Source organism: Aggregatibacter sp. (assembly GCF_057314075.1).
The window spans coordinates 29,325-52,726 of the sequence record NZ_DBHLAR010000004.1 but is presented as its reverse complement, the minus strand read 5'-3'; the positions used below and the strand labels follow the sequence as shown (position 1 = coordinate 52,726).

The following is a 23,402-nucleotide window of genomic DNA, read 5'->3' as shown; positions in this document are numbered from 1 at the left end:
CAAATTTTTAACAAATGATATAAATGTTATTAGATTTTTTGAAAAAATGATAGTAATTTTTCTCTCCTCGCCTGAAAATACCCCATATTTGTGCAGTTTAAAATTATCGTTATATAAATTAATATATTAAAAGTTGTAGTGTCCAAAAAATCCTTAAAAAAAACAACCGCACTTTCTAAAATGATTGATTTTTATCATATCTTCGTTTGAAAAAGAATTAAATATTGCGTATTTCACACAATTAACCTACCATTAAACTCAACTATTAACACCCTAAAAATTTGGAGAAAAAAATGCAAAACGAACTTATTTGCTATAAAAAAATGCCGGTTTGGACCAAAGACAGCTTGCCAAAAATGTTTCAAGAAAAACACAACACGAAAGTCGGCACTTGGGGAAAACTCACCGTACTAAAAGGCAAACTTAAATTTTATGTCCTCACAGAAAATGGCGATATTGTGAGCGAACACATTTTCACGCCACAAGATGAAACCCCTTTTGTTGAACCGCAACAATGGCACCGTGTTGAAGCCCTTTCCGATGATTTGGAATGTTTCCTTGAATTTTATTGCACCAAGGAAGACTACTTCAGCAAGAAATACAATATGACTGCTACCCACGGTGATGTGATCGATGCCGCTAAAATCATCAAACCTTGTAAAGTGCTGGATTTAGGTTGTGGACAAGGCCGTAACTCCCTCTATTTAAGCTTACTCGGTTATGATGTTACCGCTTGGGATCACAATGAAAACAGTCTCCAATTTTTAAACGAGACTAAAGAGAAAGAAAATCTGAAAATTCAGACCGCACTTTACAATATCAACGATGCAAACATTCAAGAAAACTATGATTTTATTTTGTCGACTGTGGTCTTTATGTTCCTCGATCGTACTCGCGTACCGGCAATTCTTGAAAACATGCAAAACCACACCAATCCGGGTGGTTACAATTTAATCGTGGCCGCCATGTCCACACCGGAAGTGCCTTGCCCGGTCCCCTTCTCTTTCACATTTGGTGAAAATGAATTGAAAGAATACTACAAAGATTGGGAATTCTTGGAATACAACGAAAACATGGGTGAACTGCACAAAACCGATGAAAACGGCAATCGCTATAAAATGAAATTTGTAACCATGTTGGCAAGAAAGAAATAGTTTGCCGATTTAGAAAAGAAAAAGACCGCACTTTGCGATATAAAGTGCGGTCTTTTTTTATTGCGTTTTTAATCATTCTTCAATAGAACGCAATAACTCGTTGATGCCGACTTTTCCTAGCGTTTTAGCATCCACTTTTTTCACGATAACAGCACAGTAAAGGCTGTATTTACCGCAATTTGACGGAAGGCTACCGGAAACAACGACAGAACCAGCCGGTACGCGACCATAATGAATTTCACCGGTTTCACGATCGTAAATTTTGGTAGATTGACCAATAAATACGCCCATGGAGATCACACAACCGTCTTCAACGATCACCCCTTCTACCACTTCAGAACGTGCGCCGATAAAGCAGTTATCGCCGATAATGGTTGGGTTGGCTTGTAATGGTTCTAACACGCCACCGATCCCTACGCCACCGGACAAGTGCACGTTTTTACCGATTTGTGCGCAAGAGCCGACTGTTGCCCAAGTATCCACCATCGTTCCTTCGCCCACATATGCACCAATATTCACATAAGATGGCATTAAAACTGTGTTTTTAGCAATGTATGCCCCTTTACGCACAGTGGCGGAAGGCACTACACGGAAACCTTCTTGTTGGAAACGTTCTTCCGTGTAATCGGCAAATTTTAAGGCCACTTTGTCGTAGTATTTGGTTTCTGCACCATCAATAATGTGATTGTCATTGATACGGAAAGAGAGCAATACCGCTTTCTTCAACCATTGGTGAGTGACCCATTCTCCATCAATTTTTTCTGCCACACGATATTTACCACAGTCTAAGCCTTCAATCACTTCTTCAATAGCTGCACGGGTTTGTGCATCAACGGTGTTGGGAGTAATTTCCGTTCTTTTTTCAAAGGCATTTTCAATAATTTGTTGTAAATTTGACATCTTGCTTCCTATATCAATGTTAAGAAAAATAAATGAGTTAGTATTACAATACTTCTAAGGTGACATTACTAAATAACTTTTTCACGTCGCTATTATCATGCAATGCTTCAGCTTTTTCGACATTAGTACGAGTCAAGTGCGGTGAAAAATAATTAATAAAGTCATACATATAATTTCGTAAAAATGCACCATTCTTAAATGCAATTTGTGTCATACTCGGACGGAATAAATGATCTGCTTTGATAGCCACCAAATCCTTATCTGCCGATGTATGTGCCATAGCAGCCATGATCCCTACACCCAAGCCCATACGTACATAGGTTTTGATAATATCCGCATCCGTTGCAGTAAACACAATATTTGGCAGAATACCCGCACTATTAAAAGCATAATCTAAATCAGAAGCGCCGGTAAAACCAAAGGTATAGGTAATTAAAGGATATTTCCCCAACTCTTCAATTGTAAGATGTTCACATTGAGCTAAAGGATGATCAGGCTTCACAATCACTGAGCGATTCCATAAATAACACGGTAACAAGACCACATCATCAAAGAGATATTGCGCTTCGGTAGTAATGGCTAAATCCACTTCATCAGACATCAATGCATCATAAATTTGGGTAGGTGAACCCTGATGAATATGCAAACTTACCTTAGGATAACGCTTAGAAAATTTTTCTACTACCGCTGGCAACATATAACGCGCTTGCGTGTTTGTCGTTGCAATACGTAATACTCCCTGCTCAGGCTTGGTATATTCATCAGCCACAGAACGAATGCCTTGCATTTTCATCATAATCTCACGAGAAATCGCCACAATCTTTTTCCCTGGTGGCGTTAATCCTTTGATGTGCTTACCATTACGTTCAAAAATTTCTACGCCTAGCTCATTTTCCAATAAGCGTACCTGTTTACTAATCCCCGGTTGCGATGTGAACAGAACATGCGCGGCTTCCGTGATATTCATATTTTGATTAGCGACTTCAACAATATAGCGAAGCTGTTGAAATTTCATAAATTCTCCTTTTAATGACAATCGTAAAGTGCGGTTATTTTTTATAACGTTTGCTTAATTCTGAATAACGTTTAACTGCCTTACGGATTTTCCCTGTCTTTGGCTTACGTCGTTGCTTATTCATGTCTAATTTGGTTTCGGTTTCCGGTGGTAAACCAACCAACTCACGTAAATAATTCACGTCTGCCAGTTCCATCTCCTGCCAGCCACCACGTGGTAAATTCTTCATTAATTTAATGTTGCCATAACGAATACGAATCAAGCGGCTCACTTGGATGCCTTGCGATTCCCATAAACGACGAACTTCTCGATTACGCCCTTCCATTAAGGTCACATCAAACCATTGATTCATCCCCACCCCACCAACAAATTTAATCTCCTTAAAATTTGCCGGGCCGTCTTCCAATTGAACGCCTTTCTTTAAGCGATTCAACATAGCGTCATCGACTACACCAAACACACGAACGGAATATTCCCGCTCGACTTCACGGCTTGGGTGCATTAAACGATTCGCCAATTCACCGTCCGTTGTGAATAACAATAAACCCGATGTATTAATATCTAGACGTCCGACTGCAATCCAACGGGCACCGGTTAAACGCGGCAAACGATCAAACACGGTAGCACGCCCTTCCGGATCATGACGAGTACAAAGCTCACCTTCCGGTTTGTAATACATCAATACACGACACACTTCTTTCTGCGCTTGTGTCAGATTAATCAAATTACCGTCAATACGCACTTTCACACCGGAATTCACGTTAATTCGGTCGCCTAGCGTTGCAATTTTACCGTCCACACTTACTCTATTCTCTGCTATCATGTTTTCGATTTCGCGACGGGAACCTTGTCCGGCTCTTGCCAATACTTTTTGTAACTTCTCGCCTTCAGTTGAAGTTCCTTTCATCTCATTTTTTCCGTTTGGCTTTACTGAAACTGGACGATTCGTTACTACGGCCGGTTGTTTTTTCTGTGTTAAGTGCGGTCGATTTTGAACGCGTTTTTGTATTGTGGGTTTCATAAATCCTCGTTGTCGCTTTCCCAAGCGTCTTTTTCAAAAATAAGTTTAAATAAATGGGGTGACCGAACCACTGCCTTCACGCAAAATTACTGGTGTTTCTGTCGTTAAATCAACCACAGTGGTTGGTTCTTGTCCTAAATAACCGCCGTGAATAATTAAATCCACTTGATGCTCTAGGCGGTCTCGAATTTCTTCCGGATCCGACTGGGTAATATGTTCTTCGTTTGGCAACATTAAGGAACAAGATAAAATTGGCTCACCTAATGCCTTCAATAAATCCAAGGCAATTTGATTATCCGGCACACGAATCCCGATGGTTTTTCGTTTTGACGTCATTAAACGGCGTGGCAATTCTTTGGTTGCCGTTAGAATAAAAGTATAACGTCCCGGCGTGTTGTTTTTAATCAAACGATAAGCAGAATTCGTCACCAAGGAATAATTGGATAACTCCGATAAATCACTACATACCAAGGTAAAATTATGTCCTTCCGGTAATTGGCGAATTTGCACGATACGATCCATCGCATGCTTATCACCAATCATGCAGCCCAAAGCATAGCCGGAATCGGTAGGATACACAATCACACCACCATTACGTAAAATTTCAACCGCTTGATTGATCAAACGCACCTGCGGATTTTCCGAATGGATATAAAAAAATTGACTCATATGTTTTCACTCTCCGAGTAAAATTGCGGCGTATTATAGCAGTTTAAGTCCCTGTAAGATAACGCTTTGTATCGAGCCATTAAACATTTCTTGCATCACTGGCTTGCTGCAATAATTGACGGCTTTCCTGTAAAAATTGTTCTGAATAATCACCGAACCAGTCGCGAATTTGATTGAATTGGTCAATAAAGCCTTGACGATCATGGTTTTTGAAAAAATCAAAGCCAACTTCATAACTGTTTTTCAGATGTTCAATCACCGCTAAATTTTCCGGTTTATCCGCAATAATATCGGCATATAATGCCGCATCCTGTGCAAATAGACGTCCGACCATTGCCAATTCCAAACGATAAATCGGCGAAGATAATGCTAATAATTTTTCCAATTCCACCGGCTGTTGGGATAAATACAAGCCATATACAAACGTGGAAAAATGACGCAACGCCTGAATATAGGTCATGTGGTGATCATGTTCCGCGGCATCTACTTGGTAGATTTTGGCACCCCAAATTTGAATTTGTTGTAACAACCACTGATAGCGTTCGCTAAAACGCCCATCGCAATATGCCACCACTTGTTTTGCCATGCTGGCGATATCCGCCCAAACATCGGATGTAACCCCAGCACGGCGCCTTGATGCACTTCCAGCATTTTTTGTAACGGCACTCGTTTCACAGAGGTTAAATCCGCCAACAACATATTTTCGGTAAGATAGGGCTTAAGACATTCAATCACTTCAGGCGTATTGGCGATAGGCACAGAAACAATCACGACATCCGCCTCTTGCAAAATGTTCTCTGCCTGAGGCCAATCCTCTTGTTCCAACGCCACAACAGGATAACCGGAACCTTGCAAGTAATGACCAAACAAACGCCCAAGTTTGCCTCGCCCACCCACAATAACAATTTTGCGAATTGCGGGATTTACGGTTTTAAAGCCGAAACGATTTTCACTGACATAAGACTCACGCATAATACGGCGCAAAATATCTTCGATTAAATCCGGTGACAGTCCAAGTTGCTCAGCCGCTTCACGTTTTCGTTGCAGCATTTCGATTTCCCGTTGCGGCACATAAATAGGCAGGCCATGTTGTTGTTTAACTTCACCGACTTTATGTACCACCTCCAAGCGCTTTGCCAAAAGCTGTAGCAATTCTTGATCTAATTGATCAATTTGCGCTCTTAACTCCGCTAACCGTTCCATCTTATCTCCGCTAAAACACCCGAAAAACCGACCGCACTTTTATTTCACAGAACCGCAGGTTAAGCAATATAAATATTGCCCTTTCGGATCGTTAAACGTATTTAACAAACCAAGTTGTTTTTTAAACTGTGTCATTTCTTTTGGCAATCCGACAGTTTCTGCCATCACGCGCTGTAACCAAAGACGACCCTCACCTTTGAAATCACGCATGATCTTCTTAATCAACGTGCGTTCCTCGTCCACCATCCATTCCACAGAAAAATGACTTTCATCAATTTTCTCTTGCTCTGAGCGTCTTTCATTCACCAATTCCATGGCTTTTCCTAGAGCGGTATCAAGATTACCTAACTCATCCACCAATTTATGTGCTAACGCTTCGGAACCAAGCCAAACTTGACCTTGTGCAACCTTATCCACTTGGGCTTTGGTTAAATGACGCCCCTCACTTACTTTAGTTAAGAATTGATCGTAACCATGTTCAATTTCCAGCTGTAATACATCATTTAATTCAGCGGACAACGGGCTTAAAAGAGAACCTAACGCCAAATCGGAAGTTTTCACGCCATCGGCAGAAACGCCAATTTTCTTAATGGTGTTCTCGAAAGTGGGTAACACGGCAAAAATACCGATAGAGCCGGTAATGGTGTTTTTATCTGCCACAATATAATCCGCCGTGGAAGAAATCCAATAACCGCCAGATGCCGCCATACCACCCATGGAAACCACCACCGGCTTACCGGCTTTTTGTAAATGTGTCACTTCTTGGCGAATGATCTCAGAAGCAAAAGCGCTACCGCCAGGGCTATTGACACGTAATACCACGCCTTTTACTTCTTTATCATCATTCGCCTGACGTAATAATGTCGCAATCGTATCGCCTCCGGCATTTTCCTCATCACTTTCACCGTCCACAATCGCGCCTTCTACGTTCACCACGGCAATTTTATTGTCTGTTTCGCCGATTAAACGCTCCGGTAAAGAAGCTAAATAGGTTTCAAAATCCACGGTTTTTGGCTGGTGCGCTTTATCTTCACCAAAAAGTGCGGTCAATTTTTTATTTAAATCGAAACGATCCAACACATCAGTAATTAATTTACGTTTTACCGCATATGCCGCACTGTCGCCTTTCAAAGCCTTCAACTCGGTTAAATAGGTATTTGCCGTCGGCGCTACAAGTGCTTTCGGAATGTCCCGATTCGCTGCCACTTGTGCCGTGTAATTCTCCCACATGGTGTTTAACCAACGTTGTAAATTAGCCCGTGCTTCAGGCGACATATCATTACGCAAAAACGGCTCAACAGCTGATTTATAGGTACCCACTCGGAACACATGCGGGTTCACGTCTAATTTATCCAGCATCTCTTTGTAATACAGCGTTTCCTGTGCCAAGCCCTCAATAGAAACACTGCCGATAGGATTCATGTAAATTTCATCGGCATAACTGGCGAGGAAATATTGAGATTGGTTGTAGCTGTCCGAATAGGCGATCACTTGTTTACCGCTATCTTTGAAATTCTCAATCGCTTCACCGACATATTCAAGCGATGGCAAATCGCCTCCTTGAAAATAATTGAGATCCAACACCAAGCCTTTCACGTTGTCATCTTGTGCTGCTGAATCAATGGCATAAATGACATCAAAGGTCGAATATTGTTGCGCAATACGTTGATCATCCAATTCTTTTAGCATGCTTTTGAAACTGCTTTGATCATCGCGATTATCTGCCAAATAGCCATCCAGTTGTAATAACAACGCCCCTTGTTTTTCCTGTTTATCCGCCCCAACAATCAGGATAAAAACGGAAAGTGCCAATAAAACAAAAATCAAGAAAACGATATTCATGACTAAATCACGAATAAAATTAAGGATACGCCAGGCAAACTTCACCAAAGAGACGATAAATTTCATATAACCTCTAAAAATCAACAAAATGGCGTTTAAAATACCATAAACCTACGTCTGAATAAACCTAGAGAAAAGCCTGTTTTAAAAACTGTGCTATAATCCACCGCACGTTATTTCTTCTATAAAAGGAAGCTCAAATGGATGCATTACAACTCCTCACGAAACGCAGTTCACAAAAAAAACTTAACGAACCGGCACCCAATAAACAGCAATTAAACCAAATCTTTCAAGCCGCCTTGCGTGCACCAGATCACGGCAAATTACAACCTTACCGTTTTGTGGTTATCGAAAAAGAAAAAATGGCCACCTTCGGCGATTTGTTAAAAAGTGCGGTGCATGAACTCAATCTGGGTGAAGAACGTTTGAAAAAAGCTGAAAACCTTGCCGGTCGCGCACCGATGGTTATTGGTGTGGTCGCGAAATTAAATCCAACCATCAAGAAAGTGCCGGAATGGGAACAACTGCTCTGCGCCGGCTGTGCCACTTATGCGATGCAACTTGCCGCCAACGCGTTAGGCTTTAAAAACGTTTGGATCAGCGGCCCTTGGCTAGAAGGTTCGGCACTACGCAACGCTTTCCGATGTGAAGCGCAAGATAAAATTATCGGTTTTATTATGTTAGGTTCCGGTGAAGAAAAATTAGAAAGAGAGAAAAAAGTACTCAGTTTAGATGATGTAGTTTCTTCCCTGTAAATCCCCTAAAAAACAACAGAAAAACAGACCGCACTTTAGATAGAATGAGTAAAGTGCAGTCTGTTTTTTCATTATTTTCAGCACAGCAAACGAACGTTTTCTCTGCTTTAATCTCTTTCCTTTATTTGTCATGATAAAAAATAATGCCAAATAAATAGAAAAGTTTTGACAATGCATCATATCATATAATACTATTTTTATATGTTAACTCTTTGTTAACTATTAATTGAAACTTAAGGAGACAAATATGAACCCAAATGTTGGTGGTATGGATAAAGTTATTCGAATCGTTCTAGGCATCGTTCTCATTGCCTTAACCTTAACGAACGTTATCGGTTGGTGGGGCTGGATTGGTGTTGTTCCGTTATTAACCGGACTATTCTCACGCTGCGGTCTTTATTCACTACTTGGCATCAACACCTGCCCATTAAAAAAATAATTCATTAACACATCATTTTCACTCGGCAGAAATGCCGAGTGTTTTTCTATTTTAAAGAAAACATAAAAATACTATGACGATTTCCATCATTTCTGCTCTAGAAGCAAAAGATAAGTTAGCCTCCGGAGCATTATTAATTGATATTCGCCAACCTGAAGAATATCAACGTGAACATATTGAAGGAGCAATGTTACATCCCCTTTCTGAATTACAACGTCAAGGTCTAGATAAAACCCTAAAACAAGGAAGTTACCTTATTTTCCACTGTAAATCCGGTGCAAGAACCGGTAGCCAATCGACGTTTCTCAAACAACTGGCACAAGAGCATCATTGCGAAGCATATCTTCTTCAAGATGGGATAACCGGTTGGAAAAATGCCGGACTTGCCACACGAGTTAATCTCTCACAACCGATTGATATTATGCGTCAAGTTCAAATTGCTGCAGGAAGCTTGATTTTACTAGGTTCAGTATTAGGGTGGTCTGTTTCACTTTATTTTTATTGGCTACCCGTATTTGTCGGTGCAGGACTCACGTTTGCCGGAATCAGCGGTTTTTGTGGTATGGCTAAACTACTAGCCCTCATGCCATGGAATCAAAAATAGTCGATTAGATCATAAAATAACGGAAAAAAACAGTTCGGTTATTGGTTTCACTCGTCGAGGTGTGTAGAATACGTGACCCTACCCATAATGAGTAAAGACTGAAATAGAATCTGATGAAAGATATATTGGAAAAAAGTAACGAAGCCAGCAACTTCTTAAAATTGTTAGCCAATCCAAATCGCTTAGCCATTTTGTGCTGCTTACATGAACAGCGATATAACGTCACTGAATTGACTATCAAAATGAACATGCCACAAGCCGCTATGTCTAACCAACTCGCCCTTTTGCGTAAAGCAGGCTTAGTGGCAAGTGATGTCAAACATCGGGAACGTGTGTATTACATTAACGATCCCAAAGTTGTTGAAATGATGAAATTATTGCACGGCTTTTTCTGTGACTCATCCGCTGAAAAATGAACATAAAAAACGCAGAACCACTTCTGCGTTTTTTCATTTTATAAAATCCATACTTGCATTTTTATCGAATTTTATGACCGCACTTTTGCGCACCAATCAAGATGTGCTAGATACCATTGAACAGTACTGTGCATCGCCTCCATAAAGTCCGCTTGCGGCTGCCAATACAATTCTTGGCGAATTTTTGTGGCATCAAGGGCGTAACGCACATCATGTCCGGGACGGTCAGCCGTATGCACAATAAGATCTTGATAATGTTTTATTCCCTGAGGCTTATTGGGAACCAATTCCTCCAAAATATCACAAAGTACCTGTACAATCTCAAGATTCGTTTTTTCACAATGCGCGCTAATATTGTAGCTTTCCCCAATACGCCCTTGCTGAAGAACGAGATACAACGCTTGCACATGATCCTCAACGTATAGCCAATCCCGAATTTGTTGCCCATTACCATAAATCGGCAATGGCTCTCCACTTAATGCATTTAAAATCATCACTGGAATCAATTTTTCCGGATATTGGTAAGGTCCGTAATTATTCGCGCAATGCGTGATGATTATCGGCAGTCCATAAGTGCGGTGCCAACCACGAACCAAATGATCCGATGAGGCTTTTGAAGCTGAATAAGGGCTACTAGGTGCATAAGCTGATGTTTCCGAAGACAAATCTGACGTCCCTGCCACATCACCATAAACTTCGTCTGTCGAAATATGCAAAAAACGGAAGGTCTTTTTCTTCTCGGCTGACAGTTGTTGATAATAATCACTTGAGGCTTCTAACAACGTATAGGTGCCAACAATATTGGTTTGGATAAATGCCGCCGCGCCATAAATAGAACGATCCACATGGCTTTCTGCCGCAAAATGCACCACACAATCGGGCTGATGTTCTTTTAAAATGCGTTGAACCGCTTGCGCATCACAAATATCAGCCTGTTCAAAAACATAACGCGGATTAGTCGCCACCTCATGCAACGACTCAAGATTGCCTGCATAAGTCAATTTATCCAGATTCACAATCTGATCTTGCGTGTGATGAATGCTATGACGAATAAACGCTGAACCAATGAATCCGGCACCGCCGGTGACAAGAATTTTCATAGAAGATTAATTTGCTTTCACCTGATTAATCGTATCACTTTCCCAGCCCACATACTCACCGGAGAATTTTTCTGCCAAACGTTCAAACTGCTCTACATAATGGAAAATATCATCGTTGTCTAACGTCATTTCCTGTTCTATTTTGACGATATAAAACCCTTCTTTGTCGTCTTCATCCTCAAAAATCACCGGGGCACTGCTGTAACTCATGGAATGAAAAGAAAGATCGCCAAGATTGACCGCTTCCATAAATTGGAACATCTGCTGTTCTTCTGCAAACTGAAACGTATGTTCAACAAGATAGTTATCCGCTAAATCTCTGCCATTTTGTAGCAACATATCCAAAATTTCTTCTGTGACATTGAGTTTCATTTCCAGTGGTGACGGCAATAAAAAATCAAAATAAGTATCCCAATTCGGATCCTCTTGCACCGTAATCTCTTCAATGTCTTCCTTAAACTGGTCGAGTACATCGAAAAGTGCGGTGGTTTCATCGCAATAAAAATAAAGCTTTAAATGCCCTTCAGTAAAAATATGTCCGGCATAAAGTAGCTCTGGTAATGCGGAAGCCTGCACCAAAATTTTGAATAATTCCTTCACCACCCGATGATGTTCATCTAACGTCGGCATCGTATTTTCATCCGCTTCATAAGGCAATGAAACCTGCACAATCTTGTTAAATTTATCAGGGGTAAATTGTTCAAAAATATCTAAATTAACGGTACACGAAGCCATATTGCCGTTAATTAACGTACGGTAATTTTGCCAATTTTGTTCAGGATTTTTTAACGGCATTATTTAAACTCCGCCCAAATCGGTGCGTGATCCGATGGTTTGTCCATGGCACGAATATCAAGCGCAATCCCGGTATCCACGCAATGCGCTACTAATGCTTTATTTGCCAAAATATGGTCAATGCGTAAACCGCGATTATCATCAAACCCTTTTGAGCGGTAATCAAACCATGAGAATTTGTCGTTTACCGTCGGGTTCAAATAACGGAAGGTGTCTTCTAAACCATATGCATATAAACGCTGATACCATTCGCGCTCTTCCGGCAAGAAGGAACATTTACCGGTGCGCAACCAGCGTTTACGATTTTCTTCGCCGATACCAATGTCCAAATCAGACGGGCTGATGTTCATATCGCCCATAATAATCACGGGATTTTCTGCATTATGGTCTTGTTCCAAATAGCGCTGTAAATCCGCATAGAATTTTTGTTTTGCCGGGAATTTGGTTGGATGTTCACGGCTTTCACCTTGGGGGAAATAGCCGTTAATCACCGTTAATTGCCCAAATGGCGTGTCTAAGTCAATCATGATAATGCGTTTTTGGGCTTCTTCATCATCGGTTGGGAAACCTTTTCTCACCAATAACGGCGCCTGTTTACTCAACAAAGCCACGCCATAATGCCCTTTTTGACCAAAATGGTTGACGTGATAGCCAAGATGATCCACCAACTCATAAGGAAAGACTTCATCCGCCACTTTAATTTCTTGCAAACCAAGGACATCCGGTTGGTATTTCTTAATAATTTCTTCTAATTGATGAGGTCTTGCTCTTAGTCCGTTGATGTTAAACGACATCACTTTCATATTCATTCCTTATTTAATTGCGTTACTCGCCTACACGTTGCTGAATTCTATCAGCAAACATACCGATACTCACGGCGAAATAATTCGACTTGTTCCAATGCAATAGCGTGCGATAGTTATTTGACACTAAAAATGCTCGCCCTAATTCCCGATCCGGTCTCACCAACCACAGATCTGTTTGAGAAAGTGCGGTCAATTTTTGCTGCGTTTCCGGTGTTTGGAATTTCAGGCTAACCCCTCGATTTTGCCAATCGGTTAAGCGACGCTGCTTCCCCTCTTCCGTGCCGGAGAGAGCCATATCAATCGGCTGATTTACGGTCACTTCAACGCCCCAAGGCAAATTCGGATTCCAGCCCTCTGTGTGCAAATAATTGGCAATAGAGGCAAACACGTCATAGTGTTCTGTCCAAATATTTTTCATGCCATCGCCGTTTCCATCAGCAGCATAATTCAAATAAGAACTTGGCATGAATTGCGTTTGCCCCATGGCACCTGCCCAAGAACCCAACATCTGGTGGCGTTGGATATGATCCCGTTGCAGCATTTTCATAGCAGCAATAAACTCCTTGCTAAACAGCGCTTCGCGGCGACCATCAAAGGCTAAGGTAGCCAACACAGATAACACGTCATACTTGCCTTGATAATGACCGAAGCTGCTTTCCATGCCCCACAACGCCATCAAATAATTTTTCGGTACGCCAAATCGTCGGCTTGCCTTTTCCTGTTGCGGCAGTTGCGCCCAATATTTTGAGACGGCAATATCCACTTTGTTTTGAGTTAACACACGATTTAAGTAATTGGTCGTGCCATTGGGATTGACCACCGGCGGTGCATTAGGATCACGTTTACGAATTCGTCCTGCTTGTTGATCGTCCAAATCCACGGATTTTTGAATGTAGTTAATGTTATTTTGCGCATTTAAGATCGCCAATGAAACCCCTTCAGCGGCGGCTTTGCCTTTCAAGAAATTTACATAATCCTGAAAGTTTTCTAAGGTGCGCGGTTTATTGTAGCTCGCATGAAGATCCACACGATGAATTCCGTTGCCTGATGCTACGGAAGTCACATCACTTGAACAGCCGGCTAACGAAAGTGCGGTCAAAATGGAAGAAAATTTTAAAAAGGTTGTCAATTTCATCATATTATTTTCTCAAAAATGTTTGATAAATCCCTTTTAATAAGGCGGTGGGAATTAAGCGGGAACCAAAGCGCAAAGCAAACGTAAATAAGCCGGAAAATAAGCCTTGAATACCTAAACGATATTTCAATTTAAATAAACGCCACTCCGCTTTGGCTTGATTTAAGCCGCGACGGCGTCCTACCATGCCGTTACCAACACGAGCGTACACCAAAATATCCGGCAAATTCGCCACGTTTTGACCTTGAGCCACAAGCTTGATCCACAAATAATAATCTTCTTGCAGATCTTCATATCCGCCACAATTGATGACCGCACTTTTTTGATACGCCACGGTCATGTGATTGAAAGGACAACGTTTTTGCGTGAATTTCACAATCTCTTGTGCCTCAGTCGGCACATGACGATACGCCACAATATCATTCACATTGTCACCAAATTCAACGATTTGTCCGCCGAAAATGATCGTATCCGGATGTTGTTCAATAAATGCCACTTGCTTTTCAAAGCGCTCCGGCACACAAATGTCGTCCGTATCCATACGGAAGACCCAATCGTATGAACAATGTTTCAATCCTTCATTGAGTGCTTTACCTAAACCTAAATTTTTTGGCAATTTCACTAAGCTTAAAGGTAATTTGGTTTCGAATTCAGAAACCACGGCTTCCAATTCCGGCGTTACCGCACCATCAAATACTAACACGATCTCATCAGCCGGATAAGTTTGAGCCACTAAACTTTCAAAACATTCTCTTAAATAATGTGGATTTTCCTTAATATATAGGGACATTAAAACTGAAAATTTCATCTCTTTTCTCTTTGTCTTCGTAGGGACAGACTTTATGTCTGTCCTTACACATTCAATTTTGACATAGGACAGGTATAACGCCTGCCCCACAAACATCACATAAACCGTTTCAAATTAATTGCCAATTTAGGGGAAATTAGAACCACAATGGCAATCACAAGCTGCTTAATACTTTTCGTTAATTTAAAAATCTCAAAATAGTAAAAAGCGGCCTTACGGGATAAATTCATAATATGTGGATAAGCCAACATATATTGTGCGTTAATAGCAAAATGCTTTTCTTGCTGTGCCGTTTTCACATAATGTTCACGGATATAATCAATCGCTTTTTGCGTATTGGTGGTATCCGTAGAAACACTTGAGCGCTTGGTATGGAAGGTACAGTAAGTTAATGGTTCTGCCACTTTGTACGCTTTAAACGTTGGATCTTGTACAAGCTTCAGCAAGAAATCATAGTCTTCCAAAGAACGAAGTGCGGTGGATAATCCGCCTATTTTTAAAAACAGATCTTTTTTCACACCAATCATCGGCATGCCACCAATTTTATTCGCTAATAAAATTCGCTCTACACTAATCTCTTGCGGCTCAATGGGGGTTGTCACATAGCTAAAACCTTCATTGACCATTTCGCATTTAGCCGGATGATAAATAAAATTCACATCAGGATGATCAGCAATCACATCGGCTAATTTCTGACATTTATCATTTGCAAAACGATCATCGTCATCCAAGAATAACAACCACTCATTATCGGCATTTCTTGCCCCAATATTTCGGCTTTCTGCCGCCCCTTGATTGGTTTCATTACGAATAACGTTAACAGCAAATGGATACGATTGTGTCACTTCAACAGGTTCTTTTGAGCAATCATCCACAATCACCACATCAAAATTATAGGTGGTTTGCTTGGTTAAACTGTCCAATAAGGCAGGAATTTCTTCTTTCCGATTATAAGAAGGCACGATGATACTAAACATCTTTCGGCTCCTTTTGTTTAAATAAAATCAATTGCTTACCGTGAGTACCAAAAAGCGACAAGAACATCAGCATGACAAACATAATGCCCGGGAAAGCGAAGGTGTCTGCTTTGATGTTACAGAACGCTAAAATCACAAAGGCAGAAAGGATAAATTTCCAGCTACCATCAAACCAGTTTAAGGCAACTTTGCGGACAAAATAGAAAGTCACAGCAAAACACACCAAAGCATAAGACAGGCCACCATAAAGAATTTGGCGTAAGAAACCGGAATCCGTATGTCCATAATAACGGCCAACTTCTAACTCACCGGTCATATACATGCCATCGCCATAAATGAACTGCTTGAGTGTTGGCATAAAGAGGTGGTTTTTCATTAAGGTATCCGTGGAGGAACTCACAAATCCCGCACCGTGTAGCAGATTAATCACGGGTTCTAACGCATGGGCCACATAAGGATTTTCCGGTAGGAAATACGCCAGTAACAACACTAAAAACGCAAAAGAAATTAATGCCGGAAGATACCGCACTTTGAAATACACGAAAATGCTCACGACGGATAATAGGAGGAATGTACGTCCTGAAATCAATCCAATACATAGCATAAAAAAGACTAAAACACTTGGAAGCGTATTATGTTTAGCGTTGTAAGCCAGCAAAAAATGCAACAGCATTAAATAGAATAAACTCAGCTGAAAAAAGGCGGTTGCAGTGATGTTATATAAGCGATACTCCTGCTCTGAACCATAAAAACGTGCAGGCAACACCGCATTGGTTGAAAGCAAGAAATCAATCATAAATGATGCGCCCAGTAAGCCAATCACGCCTACGATAAACTGCACCACCACGCCAATTTGCAAATCACGCACCACGTTCTGTTGACCATTTACATTGGCGTAAAAGGCATTATAAAGCCCCACACCAAAGATAAATAAAATCAGTGCTTTCACATACATGATGATGACGGAAAGATCTTTTGTCCCATTAAGCAGTAACGGAATCACACTGAAAACAATCAATCCACCTAAGACAGCCAGACTGTCTAACGGCAGAATGATGCCTTGCGGTTTCTGCTTTTTAACGTACTGATACGCCAACACAACCAATGCGGCGAGGCCTGCGACAAATGACATTCGTACAACATGAAACAGCCAAGGATCGTAAAGATAAAAAAGGTTAAAAAGTGCGGTCATTTTTTACGTTATTTTCCTAAATTTTTTTTCACTGCTAAGATTTTTTTGAGCGGATATTTCATTAATTTCTTCACCCAATTATTGGATTTTGAACCACGAATCGCTTCCAAATTACTCACTAATTGTGGGTTTTCAATCGCAATAAGCGGGCGAACCACTTTGTTATTAATCTGGAATTGGGTTTCAAATAATAAGAAATCATCGGCAAGCCAAAACGGTTTTTCCTGTTCAAGTTGTTTTAAAAATGCACGTGCCGCGGATTTTTTAATTAAATATGCCACCGTGCCGGCAAAATAACTTTTATACGGATACGCGACGGTAACATCGCCAACGGTTTGACGTAAAAAAGAAAAGGTGGTTGGATAATTAATCTCTAATTCCACATCGTCAAATTCCGCAATTTTTGATTGCCCGATTAATACAATATCCGCATCACATTTTTCGGTTAAAAGTGCGGTCGTTTTTGGCGATAAATTTGCATTGAACAAGGCATCATCTTCACAGATCAATGCATAGTCATTCTCTGCCACATTTTGATCTTCTACGATCTGACGATAAACCGCTAAATGGCTTAATGTACAACCAATTTCGCCTTTTGTGACGCTGCGTCCATAATGCTGCTCAAACTTCGTTGGATTAAACACCTCTGCCAACGCATCCCATTCTTTTTGCATGGTATTAATCGCTGAAAAAACCGCGAAATCGGCGGTATCGGGTTGAGCGAAAAACAGCTCACGGCGCTGAACATCTTTATCAAGTGAAATCAAATATTTATTCATAATTATCTCAGTTAAAATCCATTTCCCATTTGATGCTATTAAGGGGAAATAGTTGCATAAAAGATTGCTGATTATACTAAAGAAATCTATAATCCCCCACCTATTTTACGGCAAAAACACAAGTTCGATTTTCCCGATGTCCAACAAAACCATTGCTAAAAATACCCTCTTTCTTTATGTCCGTATGTTATTCAATATGGGCGCGATGCTGTATATCTCACGCGTGGTGTTGCGCGTATTAGGCGTGGAAGATTTCGGGATCTACAACATTGTTATGGGCGTGGTGATTTTATTCTCCTTCTTTAACGGCACCATGACTGCCACCACACAACGTTTCATTAACGTCGAAAAAGCCTCCAACGACAGCAAGCGCATTAATAAAGTCTTTAACATCAGTATTCTCAATCACTTATTGATTATGTTGGTTGTGGTGCTATTGGCAGAAACCGTTGGGCTGTGGTTCCTTAACCATAAATTAATTATTCCTGCCGCGCGTATGCAAGCGGCCAATATTGTTTATCAGGTCGCCTTGATCATTGCCTTGATTGAAATTATCAAAGTGCCTTTTAACGCCATGATTGTTGCCCATGAAAGAATGGCTTTTTATGCCTGGTTGGGGTTAGCTGAAACCGCTTTTAAACTGACGGCCATCTTTATCTTGATGCATATCGAACACTACGACAAACTGATTTCTTACAGCCTCTTGTTGTTGTGTGTCAGCCTATTGGTGTTTACCCTTTATTTTCGTTTCACACGCCAAGCTTTCTACACGGAAACCCGTTTCCATTTTGAAAAAGATTGGCATACCACCAAAGAAATGATGAGTTTTTCCGGCTGGATGCTGGTGGGGCAACTTGCGTATGTAGGATCAACGCAAGGGCTGAATATGGTGACTAACCTGTTCTTCGGTGTTGCCGCAAATGCGGCGGTGGGCATTGCGACTCAAGTGGATACCGCCGTGTATAGTTTTGTAAACAACTTCCAAGTGGCGTTTAACCCGCAATTGGTGCAATCCTATGCGGCAAAAGACTATGAGCGAAATAAAAAGCTAATCTTGGGCACCTCAAAATATTCTTTTTATCTAATTGCCATTTTATCTGCACCGGTGTTGTATTTCAGCCACACATTGCTGACATTATGGCTGGGCGATCATGTGCCAATGTATACCGATAAACTCGTACAAGCCACGCTTGTTTGTTCTCTCATCAGTGCCATGGCAGGGTCATTTTGGATGACGGCGCTGGCTATCGGTTCTAAAACCATTAAACAATACAACGTTATCTTGGCGATTATCGATCTTTGCACTGTGCCGCTTGCCTATTATCTGTTTACTTTAGGCTACAATCCGGTCTATGCCTTTATTGGAAAATTCTGCACCGCACTTTTCATGCAGCTTTATCGCCTCTACTTTATAAACAAAAGAATTAAATTTAATCGCAAAGAATTTGTCTCATACTTAACAAATATTAGCTTGGTTTTCGCCTTATTATTAGGCTTAATTTATTTCTCGGATACCCAACGCACTTATTCATTCTTTGAATTCGTGGGAGAAGCTATCCTGCTTGAAGTTGTGTTAATTTCAGTGATTCTCATAATGGGTCTCAACAAATCTGAAAAAGACTTTTTATTTAGCTATTTAAGAAAAAGAGTGAAAAGATGAATCAACAACTCATTGATTTAAAAAACAAGTTAGCTCCGATTGCAGATTTAATTGAAGATAAAAACGATGTTTTTTATCTTGATTACCCGTTGCATTTAAACGTGGGCGATTTATTGATTTATCACGGAACAGAACAGTTTTTTACGGATCACAATATTCGTGTCACCTTAAAACGCAGTGAATTTGATGTGGATATTGAAGAGCTTAAACAAAAAATCACACCACACACCACGATTTTGCTGCATGGTGGGGGGAATTTCGGCGATCTTTATCCACAACACCAAAAAATTCGCGAAATGGTGGTGCAAACGTTTCTCCACAACCGTGTAATTGTGTTACCACAAACGTTGTTCTATAAAAGCCAAGAAACACTGGAAAAATCCGCCGCACTTTTTGCTCAACATCCTGATTGTCATTTATTGGCGCGTGACGAAAGAACGGCAAAAACTTTTGAACAATTTTCGACCAACGTGTATTTATCACCGGACATGGCGCATGAACTGTATGGGACATTGCCAACAAAAAATACCCAAACAGGGCAATCGCTTTATTTCTTACGAAAAGACATCGAAGCCAGTGATATCGAAAAAAATATTACCGCTCAACTCCCTGCGGGAAGTCATATTAAAGACTGGGAAGATATGTTATCTGAACGAGATGATTTAGTCTTAGCCGTTACTTGGCGTTTAGCTAAATTCGCCAAGCGTCATCAGTTAACCGGTTTAAAAAACCTTGTCCACCGCTTTTGGAAAGCATACACCCGATGCATTATAAAACGCGTTGCCAAAACCTTTTTAAGCTATGACAACATCACCACGACCCGTCTTCACGGTCACATTTTTTCCTGTTTATTGGAAATTCCAAACGTGGTTTGTGATAACTCTTACGGCAAAAACACCGGCTACGCCAATTTATGGACAAAAACATTGGATTTCGTTGCGTTTTACACACAACACAAATGAGATGTTGTGCCTTGATTAATGGAAGAAATCATGTTTGAACTAAAAAAACTCATCACCGCCATGATGCTACCGCCATTTAATATTTTGATTTTATGGCTATTCTCGCTTTTATTTTCAGTCTTTAAATACAAAACACTAAGCCGCCTTTGTGCTTTTTCCGGCATTGTGTTGCTCTATCTGGTCAGCATTCCCTATACGGCACAAACGTTAAAAGACAGCTTAGTCACCGAAGATCATTTAACCTTAAACGATTATAAACAAGCACAAGCCATTGTTTTATTGGGTGGGGGTGTACGTGATAGCAAAGAACTCTATGCGCCACTGGCGTCTTCTGCTACACAGCTGGAACGTTTGCGCTATGCGGCTTACTTACAAAAAGAAACGCAACTGCCCTTGTTGATTAGCGGAGTCAGCCCGACCGGTGCCTCAGAAGGCAAGGTTTCTGCCCAAGAATTACAAACTTTCTTTAATGTGCCGACGAAATGGCTAGAAGAAAAATCTTTAACCACCAAAGAAAATGCCTTATACACCCGTCAATTATTAGAAAAAGAAGGCATCCATAAAATCATTCTGGTGACCAATGAATGGCATATGCAACGGGCAAAACTCTTGTTTCAACAGCAAGGCTTTGATGTCTTGCCGGCAAGCGTAGGCGAAGGCATTACACCTGACTCTTACGGATTAAACATGATGCACTTTGTGCCTCAAGCCGGTGCAATGGCAAAAAATATGCAATTACTGAAAGAGTGGATCGGCTATCTCAAAGAGAAATAATGTCTCTGTTTTTCTCACCGCACTTTTAATCAATTCTTCGTAAAAATGCGCTCTTCTTCAGGCGCATTTTTTATATCCATTTATCTTTTATTTGCGATCAGGTTCACAAAAGTCGAGGACATTTTTCATGAGTCTCGCCGCCTTGTTTTAGGATAATTTTTATTTCAAGGTCTCCTTATGCGCTATTTTAAACTTTTCTTTAATCTACTCTTTTTTAGTATTTCCTGTCACGCCGAAAAACCTGATTTAATGTTGTTAGAAAACTATAAAGATCAAAACGTGGTTGGATGGGTGATGAGTGAAAAATTGGATGGTGTCCGTGGCTATTGGGACGGCAAACAGCTTTTTACTCGAGGTGGAATAACACTATCGCCACCAAAGGATTTTTTAGCGGAATTTCCTCCGTTTGCCATTGATGGCGAATTATTTAGCCAACGTGATCAATTTGCGGAAATTTCCTCGATTGTTCGTTCTCAACAAGATAAAGGTTGGCATAAGCTAAAGCTTCATGTGTTTGATGTGCCTGATGCCAAAGGCAATTTATTTGAACGCTTAGCGCAATTAAAAATCTATTTGGCACAACACCCAACGGCGCCCATCGAAATTATCGAACAAATCCCCATTGAAAATTCGCAACACATTCAACAATTCTTACAACAGGTGGAACAGCAAAAAGGCGAAGGTATCGTGATTCGTAATCCCAATGCGCCCTACGAAAGAAAACGTAGCGCACAAATTCTCAAATTAAAGACCGCACTTGATGAAGAATGCACGGTGATTGCCCACCACGTAGGCAAAGGGCAATTTGAAAATGTCATGGGTTCGATTACCTGTGAGAATCACCGTGGTCAATTCAAAATTGGTTCCGGGTTTAAATTGGCTGATCGCCTCAATCCCCCACCTATCGGCTCAAGCATAACCTATAAATACCGCGGGTTAACCAACAAGGGGAAACCAAGATTTGCTACTTACTGGCGCAAAAAAATCGAAGAACCTAGCGCACCATAAAACATAAAAAAAGTGCGGTGAAATTTCACCGCACTTTTTATTCATACACCACTAATCGCTGTGGGCGGATTACGTTATTCTCATCAATCACCGCCACGCCAAGAAAGCGATTTTCATAGGAAAATAACCGCACTTGTCCTTGCAACCTGTTAGGGTTATCAAATTTTATCCGTTGACCAAATCCGATACCTTGTTTTTGACTTTCATTTAAGGTTAATGCCGGCAATTTTGCCACAGCAGTATCCATCGGCAATAATAAAGCATCTAACGAACTCAAATCTTGCTGTTCTGCCAAGCTTTGTAAAGTGTGCCAATCTAGCATTTTTTCTGTCGGGTAATCTGCCACTGCCGTGCGACGCAACATCGTTACATGGGCACCGCAGCCCAATAGCTCACCTAAATCATCCACCAAGGTGCGAATGTAAGTGCCTTTGGAACAATGTACCTCAAGGGTTAAATAAGGCGCATTGTATTCGATGAAGTTCAGTTCAAAGATCGTAATGGGACGTGCTTCCCGCTCTACCGTAATACCTTGACGAGCATATTCATAAAGCGGTTTACCATTGTGTTTCAATGCTGAAAACATGGTCGGCACTTGCAAAATATCCCCACGGAATTGCTCAAGTGCGGTCAAAATTTCAGGCGTTTTAACCTTCACTTCACGGGTGTCGACAACCTGTCCTTCTGCATCCGATGTGTCGGTACGTTCTCCCAGTTTTGCCGTGACTAAATAACGTTTATCGGCATCCAACAAGAACTGCGAAAACTTGGTGGCTTCGCCCAAACAAATAGGCAACATGCCGGTAGCCAAAGGATCTAACGCGCCGGTATGCCCTGCTTTGTTCGCCTGAAAAATGCGTTTCACTTTCTGCATGATGTCATTGGAAGACATACCTTGCGGCTTATCCAATAAAAACACGCCGTGAATATCACGCCCACGTTTACGCGGTTTGGACATTAGTCTTTGTCCTCAACGTGTTTTTTCTCATCTTCGCGCACAACATTTGTCACCAAGTTAGACATGCGCATACCTTCCACTAAGGATTGATCGTAGATAAAACGAATCTCCGGCACGATACGCAGACGCATAGCTTTACCTAACAGCGTGCGAATATACGGTGCGGCTTTTTCCAAGCCTTTCATGCCCTGCGCAATCGCTTGTTCATCATGATCAAATAAGAAAGTGACAAAAACCTTTGCATAAGCCAAATCACTGGATACTTCCACATCGGACACCGTCACCATGCCAATACGCGGATCTTTCACTTCACGTTGCAAAATGATGGCGATTTCTTTTTGTAATTCTTGTGCGACACGATCGCTGCGTTTAAATTCTCTTGCCATAATATTTCTCTTACTAAGTAAGTGTTACCTACATTTATAGGTTA

General features: G+C 41.0%; 24 protein-coding genes and 1 pseudogene. 9 read left to right on the top strand and 16 right to left on the bottom strand.

Annotation, left to right across the window (positions count from 1 at the left end; all coding sequences use genetic code 11):
* Positions 1-293 precede the first annotated feature (293 nt).
* The gene (gene tehB / locus ACO5E4_RS02040) at positions 294-1,154 is read left to right on the top strand and encodes an SAM-dependent methyltransferase TehB (RefSeq protein WP_485861898.1); all 861 of its coding nucleotides are present in this window, start codon (positions 294-296) and stop codon (positions 1,152-1,154) included.
* 72 nt (positions 1,155-1,226) lie between these two features.
* Here tehB and dapD read toward each other — a convergent pair whose 3' ends face one another.
* From dapD to sppA, 6 genes and pseudogenes are all read right to left on the bottom strand, one after another.
* Complete coding sequence (gene dapD / locus ACO5E4_RS02035) at positions 1,227-2,054, bottom strand: 2,3,4,5-tetrahydropyridine-2,6-dicarboxylate N-succinyltransferase (protein ID WP_485861897.1); 828 nt, start codon at positions 2,052-2,054, stop codon at positions 1,227-1,229.
* A gap of 43 nt (positions 2,055-2,097) precedes the next feature.
* On the bottom strand, positions 2,098-3,069 hold the full coding sequence (gene cysB / locus ACO5E4_RS02030) for an HTH-type transcriptional regulator CysB (protein WP_314953232.1): 972 nt from the start codon (positions 3,067-3,069) through the stop codon (positions 2,098-2,100).
* A 34-nt stretch (positions 3,070-3,103) separates the two neighbouring features.
* The gene (gene rluB / locus ACO5E4_RS02025) at positions 3,104-4,090 is read right to left on the bottom strand and encodes a 23S rRNA pseudouridine(2605) synthase RluB (RefSeq protein WP_314953233.1); all 987 of its coding nucleotides are present in this window, start codon (positions 4,088-4,090) and stop codon (positions 3,104-3,106) included.
* 45 nt (positions 4,091-4,135) lie between these two features.
* Positions 4,136-4,759: an L-threonylcarbamoyladenylate synthase gene (locus ACO5E4_RS02020; RefSeq protein WP_314953234.1), complete on the bottom strand. Its 624-nt coding sequence runs from the start codon at positions 4,757-4,759 to the stop codon at positions 4,136-4,138.
* Between the two features lie 79 nt (positions 4,760-4,838).
* Positions 4,839-5,962, bottom strand: a pseudogene (gene tyrA / locus ACO5E4_RS02015) (bifunctional chorismate mutase/prephenate dehydrogenase).
* A gap of 39 nt (positions 5,963-6,001) precedes the next feature.
* The gene (gene sppA, locus ACO5E4_RS02010) at positions 6,002-7,870 is read right to left on the bottom strand and encodes a signal peptide peptidase SppA (RefSeq protein WP_485861896.1); all 1,869 of its coding nucleotides are present in this window, start codon (positions 7,868-7,870) and stop codon (positions 6,002-6,004) included.
* A gap of 134 nt (positions 7,871-8,004) precedes the next feature.
* Here sppA and ACO5E4_RS02005 point away from each other — a divergent pair, with 134 nt between their 5' ends.
* The 4 genes from ACO5E4_RS02005 to ACO5E4_RS01990 all read left to right on the top strand — a co-directional run bounded on the left by ACO5E4_RS02005 (position 8,005) and on the right by ACO5E4_RS01990 (position 10,018).
* Complete coding sequence (locus ACO5E4_RS02005) at positions 8,005-8,559, top strand: NAD(P)H nitroreductase (RefSeq protein WP_485861895.1); 555 nt, start codon at positions 8,005-8,007, stop codon at positions 8,557-8,559.
* 247 nt (positions 8,560-8,806) lie between these two features.
* Positions 8,807-8,998 carry a YgaP family membrane protein gene (locus tag ACO5E4_RS02000; RefSeq protein WP_006717876.1) on the top strand — a complete coding sequence of 64 codons (192 nt, stop codon included), beginning with the start codon at positions 8,807-8,809 and terminating at the stop codon, positions 8,996-8,998.
* A gap of 73 nt (positions 8,999-9,071) precedes the next feature.
* Positions 9,072-9,602 carry a rhodanese family protein gene (locus ACO5E4_RS01995; protein ID WP_485861894.1) on the top strand — a complete coding sequence of 177 codons (531 nt, stop codon included), beginning with the start codon at positions 9,072-9,074 and terminating at the stop codon, positions 9,600-9,602.
* A gap of 113 nt (positions 9,603-9,715) precedes the next feature.
* A complete protein-coding gene (locus ACO5E4_RS01990) occupies positions 9,716-10,018 on the top strand; it encodes an ArsR/SmtB family transcription factor (protein WP_485861893.1) in 303 nt (100 codons plus the stop codon).
* 71 nt (positions 10,019-10,089) lie between these two features.
* Here the strand turns inward: ACO5E4_RS01990 and rfbB are convergent, their stop codons facing one another.
* From rfbB to ACO5E4_RS01950, 8 genes are all read right to left on the bottom strand, one after another.
* Positions 10,090-11,118, bottom strand: coding sequence for a dTDP-glucose 4,6-dehydratase (gene rfbB, locus ACO5E4_RS01985; RefSeq protein ID WP_485861892.1), 1,029 nt, complete (start codon positions 11,116-11,118; stop codon positions 10,090-10,092).
* Positions 11,119-11,124: 6 nt separating this feature from the next.
* Positions 11,125-11,913 carry a TIGR01619 family protein gene (locus ACO5E4_RS01980; protein WP_485861891.1) on the bottom strand — a complete coding sequence of 263 codons (789 nt, stop codon included), beginning with the start codon at positions 11,911-11,913 and terminating at the stop codon, positions 11,125-11,127.
* Positions 11,913-12,716, bottom strand: a complete 804-nt coding sequence (xthA, locus tag ACO5E4_RS01975; protein WP_485861890.1) for an exodeoxyribonuclease III — start codon at positions 12,714-12,716, stop codon at positions 11,913-11,915. The genes ACO5E4_RS01980 and xthA overlap by 1 nt, the downstream gene beginning before the upstream one ends.
* Before the next feature lie 22 nt (positions 12,717-12,738).
* Positions 12,739-13,857 carry a lytic murein transglycosylase gene (locus tag ACO5E4_RS01970; protein ID WP_485861889.1) on the bottom strand — a complete coding sequence of 373 codons (1,119 nt, stop codon included), beginning with the start codon at positions 13,855-13,857 and terminating at the stop codon, positions 12,739-12,741.
* A 1-nt stretch (position 13,858) separates the two neighbouring features.
* Positions 13,859-14,662 (bottom strand): glycosyltransferase family 2 protein, encoded by an 804-nt coding sequence (locus ACO5E4_RS01965; RefSeq protein ID WP_485861888.1) that lies wholly within the window; start codon positions 14,660-14,662, stop codon positions 13,859-13,861.
* 95 nt (positions 14,663-14,757) lie between these two features.
* Positions 14,758-15,639 carry a glycosyltransferase family 2 protein gene (locus tag ACO5E4_RS01960; RefSeq protein ID WP_485861887.1) on the bottom strand — a complete coding sequence of 294 codons (882 nt, stop codon included), beginning with the start codon at positions 15,637-15,639 and terminating at the stop codon, positions 14,758-14,760.
* Positions 15,632-16,831, bottom strand: a complete 1,200-nt coding sequence (locus tag ACO5E4_RS01955; protein WP_485861886.1) for a hypothetical protein — start codon at positions 16,829-16,831, stop codon at positions 15,632-15,634. Before ACO5E4_RS01955 ends, ACO5E4_RS01960 begins: the two co-directional genes overlap by 8 nt.
* Before the next feature lie 8 nt (positions 16,832-16,839).
* Positions 16,840-17,610 (bottom strand): glycosyltransferase family 25 protein, encoded by a 771-nt coding sequence (locus ACO5E4_RS01950; RefSeq protein WP_314953255.1) that lies wholly within the window; start codon positions 17,608-17,610, stop codon positions 16,840-16,842.
* A 136-nt stretch (positions 17,611-17,746) separates the two neighbouring features.
* Between ACO5E4_RS01950 and ACO5E4_RS01945 the strand changes: the two genes are divergently transcribed.
* The 4 genes from ACO5E4_RS01945 (at position 17,747) to ACO5E4_RS01930 (ending at position 22,014) form a co-directional block, all read left to right on the top strand.
* Complete coding sequence (locus tag ACO5E4_RS01945) at positions 17,747-19,270, top strand: oligosaccharide flippase family protein (protein WP_485861885.1); 1,524 nt, start codon at positions 17,747-17,749, stop codon at positions 19,268-19,270.
* Positions 19,267-20,232: a polysaccharide pyruvyl transferase family protein gene (locus ACO5E4_RS01940; protein WP_485861884.1), complete on the top strand. Its 966-nt coding sequence runs from the start codon at positions 19,267-19,269 to the stop codon at positions 20,230-20,232. The genes ACO5E4_RS01945 and ACO5E4_RS01940 overlap by 4 nt, the downstream gene beginning before the upstream one ends.
* Before the next feature lie 30 nt (positions 20,233-20,262).
* On the top strand, positions 20,263-21,006 hold the full coding sequence (locus ACO5E4_RS01935) for a YdcF family protein (RefSeq protein ID WP_485861883.1): 744 nt from the start codon (positions 20,263-20,265) through the stop codon (positions 21,004-21,006).
* Between the two features lie 177 nt (positions 21,007-21,183).
* Positions 21,184-22,014 (top strand): DNA ligase, encoded by an 831-nt coding sequence (locus tag ACO5E4_RS01930; protein WP_485861882.1) that lies wholly within the window; start codon positions 21,184-21,186, stop codon positions 22,012-22,014.
* A 37-nt stretch (positions 22,015-22,051) separates the two neighbouring features.
* Here the strand turns inward: ACO5E4_RS01930 and truB are convergent, their stop codons facing one another.
* Entirely contained in the window at positions 22,052-22,972 is a 921-nt protein-coding gene (truB, locus tag ACO5E4_RS01925) for a tRNA pseudouridine(55) synthase TruB (RefSeq protein WP_485861881.1), read from the bottom strand.
* Positions 22,972-23,358, bottom strand: coding sequence for a 30S ribosome-binding factor RbfA (gene rbfA / locus ACO5E4_RS01920; RefSeq protein WP_314816096.1), 387 nt, complete (start codon positions 23,356-23,358; stop codon positions 22,972-22,974). Before rbfA ends, truB begins: the two co-directional genes overlap by 1 nt.
* Positions 23,359-23,402 lie beyond the last annotated feature (44 nt).

Excerpts from the sequence above, each read along its gene's own strand:
- tehB (WP_485861898.1), top strand. The coding sequence starts at position 294 with ATGCAAAACGAACTTATTTGCTATAAAAAAATGCCGGTTTGGACCAAA.
- dapD (WP_485861897.1), bottom strand. The coding sequence starts at position 2,054 with ATGTCAAATTTACAACAAATTATTGAAAATGCCTTTGAAAAAAGAACG.
- cysB (WP_314953232.1), bottom strand. The coding sequence starts at position 3,069 with ATGAAATTTCAACAGCTTCGCTATATTGTTGAAGTCGCTAATCAAAAT.
- rluB (WP_314953233.1), bottom strand. The coding sequence starts at position 4,090 with ATGAAACCCACAATACAAAAACGCGTTCAAAATCGACCGCACTTAACA.
- ACO5E4_RS02020 (WP_314953234.1), bottom strand. The coding sequence starts at position 4,759 with ATGAGTCAATTTTTTTATATCCATTCGGAAAATCCGCAGGTGCGTTTG.
- sppA (WP_485861896.1), bottom strand. The coding sequence starts at position 7,870 with ATGAAATTTATCGTCTCTTTGGTGAAGTTTGCCTGGCGTATCCTTAAT.
- ACO5E4_RS02005 (WP_485861895.1), top strand. The coding sequence starts at position 8,005 with ATGGATGCATTACAACTCCTCACGAAACGCAGTTCACAAAAAAAACTT.
- ACO5E4_RS02000 (WP_006717876.1), top strand. The coding sequence starts at position 8,807 with ATGAACCCAAATGTTGGTGGTATGGATAAAGTTATTCGAATCGTTCTA.
- ACO5E4_RS01995 (WP_485861894.1), top strand. The coding sequence starts at position 9,072 with ATGACGATTTCCATCATTTCTGCTCTAGAAGCAAAAGATAAGTTAGCC.
- ACO5E4_RS01990 (WP_485861893.1), top strand. The coding sequence starts at position 9,716 with ATGAAAGATATATTGGAAAAAAGTAACGAAGCCAGCAACTTCTTAAAA.
- rfbB (WP_485861892.1), bottom strand. The coding sequence starts at position 11,118 with ATGAAAATTCTTGTCACCGGCGGTGCCGGATTCATTGGTTCAGCGTTT.
- ACO5E4_RS01980 (WP_485861891.1), bottom strand. The coding sequence starts at position 11,913 with ATGCCGTTAAAAAATCCTGAACAAAATTGGCAAAATTACCGTACGTTA.
- xthA (WP_485861890.1), bottom strand. The coding sequence starts at position 12,716 with ATGAAAGTGATGTCGTTTAACATCAACGGACTAAGAGCAAGACCTCAT.
- ACO5E4_RS01970 (WP_485861889.1), bottom strand. The coding sequence starts at position 13,857 with ATGATGAAATTGACAACCTTTTTAAAATTTTCTTCCATTTTGACCGCA.
- ACO5E4_RS01965 (WP_485861888.1), bottom strand. The coding sequence starts at position 14,662 with ATGAAATTTTCAGTTTTAATGTCCCTATATATTAAGGAAAATCCACAT.
- ACO5E4_RS01960 (WP_485861887.1), bottom strand. The coding sequence starts at position 15,639 with ATGTTTAGTATCATCGTGCCTTCTTATAATCGGAAAGAAGAAATTCCT.
- ACO5E4_RS01955 (WP_485861886.1), bottom strand. The coding sequence starts at position 16,831 with ATGACCGCACTTTTTAACCTTTTTTATCTTTACGATCCTTGGCTGTTT.
- ACO5E4_RS01950 (WP_314953255.1), bottom strand. The coding sequence starts at position 17,610 with ATGAATAAATATTTGATTTCACTTGATAAAGATGTTCAGCGCCGTGAG.
- ACO5E4_RS01945 (WP_485861885.1), top strand. The coding sequence starts at position 17,747 with ATGTCCAACAAAACCATTGCTAAAAATACCCTCTTTCTTTATGTCCGT.
- ACO5E4_RS01940 (WP_485861884.1), top strand. The coding sequence starts at position 19,267 with ATGAATCAACAACTCATTGATTTAAAAAACAAGTTAGCTCCGATTGCA.
- ACO5E4_RS01935 (WP_485861883.1), top strand. The coding sequence starts at position 20,263 with ATGTTTGAACTAAAAAAACTCATCACCGCCATGATGCTACCGCCATTT.
- ACO5E4_RS01930 (WP_485861882.1), top strand. The coding sequence starts at position 21,184 with ATGCGCTATTTTAAACTTTTCTTTAATCTACTCTTTTTTAGTATTTCC.
- truB (WP_485861881.1), bottom strand. The coding sequence starts at position 22,972 with ATGTCCAAACCGCGTAAACGTGGGCGTGATATTCACGGCGTGTTTTTA.
- rbfA (WP_314816096.1), bottom strand. The coding sequence starts at position 23,358 with ATGGCAAGAGAATTTAAACGCAGCGATCGTGTCGCACAAGAATTACAA.